The organism is Streptomyces sp. NPDC059477 (assembly GCF_042749375.1).
Classification (GTDB): domain Bacteria; phylum Actinomycetota; class Actinomycetes; order Streptomycetales; family Streptomycetaceae; genus Streptomyces.
This window is the reverse complement of record NZ_JBHYUG010000033.1, coordinates 78,119-83,427: the sequence shown is the minus strand read 5'-3', so window position 1 is coordinate 83,427 and position 5,309 is coordinate 78,119. Positions and strand designations below refer to the sequence as shown.

Here is a 5,309-nt window from a genome sequence, read left to right as displayed (position 1 = left end):
CGCGCCCCCCCCCCCGCCCCCCCCCCACCCCCCCCGCCCCCCCCCCCCCCCCGCCGGGCCCCCCCCCCCCCCCGGCCCGTTCGCGTGACGGCGGCCGTGCCGGGGCATGCGCGGGCCACCCCCTCTCGATCATGTCGGGGACGACAAGCGTGGAGGTACCCCCGTGAGCAGCACCCTCTTCCGGACGAAGAAGGTCGAGCAGTCCATCCTCGACACCGAGGAGCCCGAGCACGCGCTCAGGAAATCCCTGTCCGCGCTGGATCTGACGGTCTTCGGCGTCGGTGTGATCATCGGCACCGGCATCTTCGTCCTCACCGGCACGGTCGCCAAGAACAACGCGGGACCCGCGGTGGCCCTGGCGTTCGTGGTGGCCGGCGTCGTGTGCGCGCTCGCCGCGCTCTGCTACGCCGAGTTCGCCTCCACGGTCCCGGTGGCCGGCTCCGCCTACACCTTCTCGTACGCCTCGCTCGGAGAACTGCCCGCCTGGATCATCGGCTGGGACCTGGTGCTGGAGTTCGCGCTGGGCACGGCGGTGGTGGCGGTCGGCTGGTCCGGCTATGTCGCCTCGCTGCTCGGCAACGCGGGCTGGGAGCTGCCCGCGGTGCTCGGCAGCCGGGACGGGGCCGTGGGCTTCGGCTTCGACATCCTCGCCGCCGCGCTCGTCCTGGTGCTCACCGGCATCCTGGTGCTCGGCATGAAGCTGTCCGCGCGGATCACCTCCATCGTCGTCGCCATCAAGGTGGCGGTCGTGCTCATCGTGATCATCGCCGGGTCGTTCTTCATCACCAGCAGCAACTACGACCCGTTCATCCCCGAGTCCCAGCCGGTGCCGGCGGGCGGCGACCTCCAGGCGCCGCTGATCCAGCTGCTGGTGGGCTGGGCGCCCGCCAACTTCGGGGTGATGGGCATCTTCACCGCCGCGTCCGTCGTGTTCTTCGCGTTCATCGGCTTCGACGTCGTCGCCACCGCCGCCGAGGAGACCCGTAACCCGCAGCGCGACATGCCCCGCGGCATTCTCGGCTCGCTGATCATCTGCACGATCCTGTACGTCGCCGTGTCGATCGTGGTGACCGGCATGCAGCACTACAGCGAACTGTCCGTCACCGCCCCGCTCGCCGACGCCTTCAAGGCCACCGGACACCCCTGGTACGCGGGCCTGATCAGCTTCGGCGCCGCCATCGGCCTGACCACCGTCTGCATGATCCTGCTGCTCGGCCAGACCCGGGTGTTCTTCGCGATGAGCCGCGACGGACTGCTGCCGAGGTTCTTCTCCTACGTCCACCCCCGCTTCCGGACCCCGTACCGGCCGACCATCCTGCTCGGGGTGATCATCGCGATCGTCGCCGGGTTCACCCCGCTCAGCGAGCTGGCCGAACTGGTCAACATCGGCACCCTGTTCGCCTTCGTGGTCGTCGCGATCGGTGTGGTCGTGCTGCGCCGCACCCGCCCCGACCTGCCCCGCGCCTTCCGCACCCCGTGGGTGCCGGTGCTGCCGATCCTGTCGGTGTGCGCGTCGCTGTGGCTGATGCTGAACCTGCCCGCCGAGACCTGGCTGCGGTTCGCCGGCTGGATGATCCTCGGCGCCCTGGTCTACTTCCTCTACGGCCGCACCCACAGCCGCCTGGCACGCGGCGAGCAGGATGCCGTCCCGGCCTCCGGTGGTGACGTGGAGTAAGGCTCCCCGATCTTTTCGATGCCGTCCGGCCCCGTATGTCCCGCTCCGCCGGGGCGTGCGGGGCCGGATAGCGTACGGAGCGTGCGCGCCGCCTCCGTGATCCCCCGTCCCCTGTCACCCGCCGAGTCCACCGCGCGGGCGGGCTACTGGACCCGGCTGCTGCCGCTGCTCACCCTGCTGGCCTGCGTCACCCGTGTCCCGTCGTTCCTGCACCCGCTGTGGAGCCCCGACGAGGGCTATCTCGCCGTACAGGCCCGCATACTGGCCCACGGCGGCACGCTGTACGAGACGGTTGTCGACCGCAAGCCGCCCCTCGTGCCCCTCCTCTACCAGGCGGCGTTCGCGCTGGACGGCTCCGACTCCCTCACCGTCGTCCGGGCGCTGGCCGTCCTCGCCCAGTTGCTCACCGCCGTCCTGCTGGCGTCGCTCGCCCGCCGCCGCTGGGGCGACCGGGCCGGGGCCACCGCCGGGATCCTGTATCTGCTGGTGTCGATCGGAGTGAACCCCGAGGACGCGCAGGCGGCCGGTTTCGAGGTCTTCATGCTGCCCTGCACGGCCGCCGCCCTGTGGTGCGCCGACCGCCGCCACTGGACCACCGCCGGTCTCGCCGTCGCCGCCGCCTTCCTCGTCAAGCAGACCGGGGGAGCGGTGCTGCTGCCGGTGCTGTGGCTCTGGTACCGCGGCCATCGCGGCGCCGGCGCCGACCGAGGGGGGTCGGTCGGGGCGGCTGCCGGTCCCGACGGGCGGCGGCTGGTCGGGCTCGCCGTGGGGGCCGACGGGGGGCGGTCGGCTGGACTTGCCGCCGGAGCCGACCGAGGGCGGTTGCTCGGGGTGGCTGCCGGTGCCGAACGGCGGCGGCTGGCCGGGCTCGCCGCCCGCGCAGATGGGCGGCGGTTGGCCGGGCCTGCCGCCGGGGCCGATCGCAGGCGCCTCCTCGGCCTCGCCGTCGGCACCGACCGCCGGCCGTTGCCCGGGTCGGCCGCCACCGCCGACCGATGTCGGTTGCCCGGGCCGGCCGCCAGGGCGGTGGCACCGAAGACCCGGAACTCCCAGCGCTCGGGACGGGACGCCGACCGCCGGAGCCTCCTCGGGCTCGCCGCCGGGGCCGTGCTGCCCGTCCTCGCCGCCGCGCTGCTCACCGACCCGGCCGGATTCCTGTTCTGGACGGTCACCGGATCCGGCGCCTACGCCTCCCTCACCGGCTCCGAACTCCATGTCCTGCTGCGCGGCCTGGGCAACGCGGCGATCCTGGCGGCGGCCTGCGCGGGACTGCTGCCGCTGCTCGCCCGGAAGGCGGCGCGCCCGTCCCGGCTCGGCGGTGAGCTGTGGCTGTGGCTCGCCGCCTCCGGCGCCGCGGTCTGCGCCGGTTTCCACTTCTTCGGCCACTACTATCTGCAACTCCTGCCCCCGCTGGCCCTGCTGGCCACCGCCGCGCTCCAGCACGCACCCCGCGAGCGCACCACCCGCACCTTGCTCATCTCCGCCTGCTGCTGCGCCCTCTTCCTCACCTGGGGCCTGTTCGCCCCGCGCCCCGAACTCGCCCACGCCCAGCGCCTCGCCGCCGCCACCGCCCGCCACACCGACCCCGGCGAGAGGGTCCTGATCTGGGGCATGCACCCGGAGACCTACTGGCTCGCCGACCGCGCCCCCGCCAGCCGCTACCTCACCGCGGGCCTGCTCACCAACTACAGCGGCGGCCGGGACGGCCCCCAGGTCGGCGAGCGCTACGCCGTCCCCGGCACCCTCCCCGTCTTCCGCACCGAACTCACCGCCCACGCCCCCGCCCTGATCGTCGACGACTCCCGGGGCCTGCCCTACGCCCCCGACCACATCCCCACCCTGCACCGCCTGCTCACCGCCCACTACGAGGAGGTCGAGCGCGTGGACGGGGCGGTCCTTTACGCCCGTACGCGTTGACGTCCGGCACGGCTCCGCGCACCGACGGCGAAGTCCGCCTCGACCTGTCCCGCCGCCATGCCCAACAGTCCAGCCACGGCTCGCGAAACGCGAACGAAGGGTTCGGCCTCTTACGACCATGGCCCCTATCGCCGTACCGCCCGCGGGCCCGTGACCTCCGCGCCCAGTTCCGTCACCCGGCGGCGCAGTTCGCGGTCGGCCGTCACCACCAGGGTCGGGCGGTCCGCCGCGCGGGTCACCAGGTCCACCATGTGGTCGTCCCCGCTGCCCGGCGCGTCCTCCACCCGCACCCCGGCCACCGAATCCACCCCGCGCGCCGCGCCCTCCACCACCAGCACGATCTCCACCGGCCCGGCCCGCCCCGGCAGCCCGTCCGCCGCCAGCCGGTCGCGGAGTCGCTCGGCCGCGCCGCGCCGGTCCTTCCACCCGCCGTCGGGCACCGACCCGACCACGTTCGCGCCGTCCACGATCACCAGCAGGGCGTCACTCATGGGGTCAGGGTCGCACGGACCCGCGCGGGGGACGCTCCGGCACCCGATTAAAGTGGGGCCGTGTCAATGGTCCGTACAGTGAACGGCGACTGGCTCATACGTGGCCGCGACGGCAGGCTCGGCGTCTACCTCCCCTCGGCCGACGCCGTCCGGTGCCGCGCCGAGAGCGTCCCCGGTGGCCCCTGGGGCCCGCCCCGCCGGGTCGGCGGTGAACAGCGCCTGCACGGCGGCTTCGCCCTCGCCCAGGGCGCCGACGGCTACTCCCATCTGGTGGCCTGGCGCCCGACCCGGGGCGATGAGCACGGCCTGGTCCACTCCACCCACTTCCGCCCGCTGCTCGCCCCCCTGGACTGGCATCCCTTCGGCCACCCCAACAAACAGGGCGCGCGCACCGGCGGCCCCGCCGTGGCCGTCGACGAGGCGGGGCGGGCGTACGTCTTCGTCCGCAACCGGGGTCTCGGCGTGATGACCGTCAACCAGAAGTCCCGCGGCGGCTGGAACGCCTGGCACGACCTGCGCGGCTCCAAGGTGCACGAGGAACTCGCCGCCGTCACCGCCGAGTCCGGCCTGGTCGAGGTGTACGCCAGCAACCCCGACGGCATCCTGCGCTGGCACCAGGAGGAGGCGGGCGCCCGCCCGGTCGCCGGGGAACCCCTGCGCGTCCCGGTCGAACCGGGCTCCCTCTCCGCCCTGCCCACGTCGAAGGAGAACACGACCCTCTACTACACCGACCCGAAAGGCACCCTTTACGCCTGGCGTCCGGGCACCGACCCCATCGCCCTGCTCCCGGCGGCGGGCCCCGGCCCGGTCGCCACCCTGCGCTGTGTCCTTGAGGGCCACGACTGCACCGTCCTGGCCCAGCACGCCGCCTCCGGCCGCATCGCCTTCGCCGCCTACCCGACGGAACAGGAGTCCGCGGGCCTGTGGTGGACCGAGTCCGGCCCCCGACTCCCGCCCGGCAGCCGCATCTCCCTCGCGGAGGACGCACAGGGCCGAGTGGTCGCGGCGAGCGTGACCCCGGAGGGCGTGCTGAGGGTGGCCCGCCAGAAGGATGAACCGGGCCTGGCTCTGGCGGCGTGGCAGGAGATCCCCTAGCCATTTCCATCGCCGTGAGCGGCAACGCCCTTTGAGGGGCGCGGGGCCGCATCGATATGCGGCTCCGCCGCGTGGGCGCGACCAGCCCCCACGGTCCGCACCGTGAAGACAGCAGAACGCCGGTTTCCTCC

Annotated in this window: 4 protein-coding genes; 3 read left to right on the top strand and 1 reads right to left on the bottom strand. The window is 73.8% G+C overall.

Annotated elements, in window-relative coordinates; translation table 11 throughout:
- Positions 1–163: 163 nt before the first annotated feature.
- Together ACFXAZ_RS18845 and ACFXAZ_RS18840 are read left to right on the top strand one after the other, a co-directional pair.
- On the top strand, positions 164–1,675 hold the full coding sequence (locus ACFXAZ_RS18845; RefSeq protein WP_384591976.1) for an amino acid permease: 1,512 nt from the start codon (positions 164–166) through the stop codon (positions 1,673–1,675).
- 81 nt (positions 1,676–1,756) lie between these two features.
- The gene (locus ACFXAZ_RS18840) at positions 1,757–3,592 is read left to right on the top strand and encodes a glycosyltransferase family 39 protein (protein ID WP_384591974.1); all 1,836 of its coding nucleotides are present in this window, start codon (positions 1,757–1,759) and stop codon (positions 3,590–3,592) included.
- A 125-nt stretch (positions 3,593–3,717) separates the two neighbouring features.
- Here ACFXAZ_RS18840 and ACFXAZ_RS18835 read toward each other — a convergent pair whose 3' ends face one another.
- On the bottom strand, positions 3,718–4,083 hold the full coding sequence (locus ACFXAZ_RS18835; RefSeq protein WP_384591971.1) for an NTP pyrophosphohydrolase: 366 nt from the start codon (positions 4,081–4,083) through the stop codon (positions 3,718–3,720).
- 66 nt (positions 4,084–4,149) lie between these two features.
- Here ACFXAZ_RS18835 and ACFXAZ_RS18830 point away from each other — a divergent pair, with 66 nt between their 5' ends.
- Positions 4,150–5,178, top strand: coding sequence for a hypothetical protein (locus tag ACFXAZ_RS18830; RefSeq protein WP_384591968.1), 1,029 nt, complete (start codon positions 4,150–4,152; stop codon positions 5,176–5,178).
- Positions 5,179–5,309: the final 131 nt, after the last annotated feature.

Excerpts from the sequence above, each read along its gene's own strand:
- ACFXAZ_RS18835 (WP_384591971.1), bottom strand. The coding sequence starts at position 4,083 with ATGAGTGACGCCCTGCTGGTGATCGTGGACGGCGCGAACGTGGTCGGG.
- ACFXAZ_RS18830 (WP_384591968.1), top strand. The coding sequence starts at position 4,150 with ATGGTCCGTACAGTGAACGGCGACTGGCTCATACGTGGCCGCGACGGC.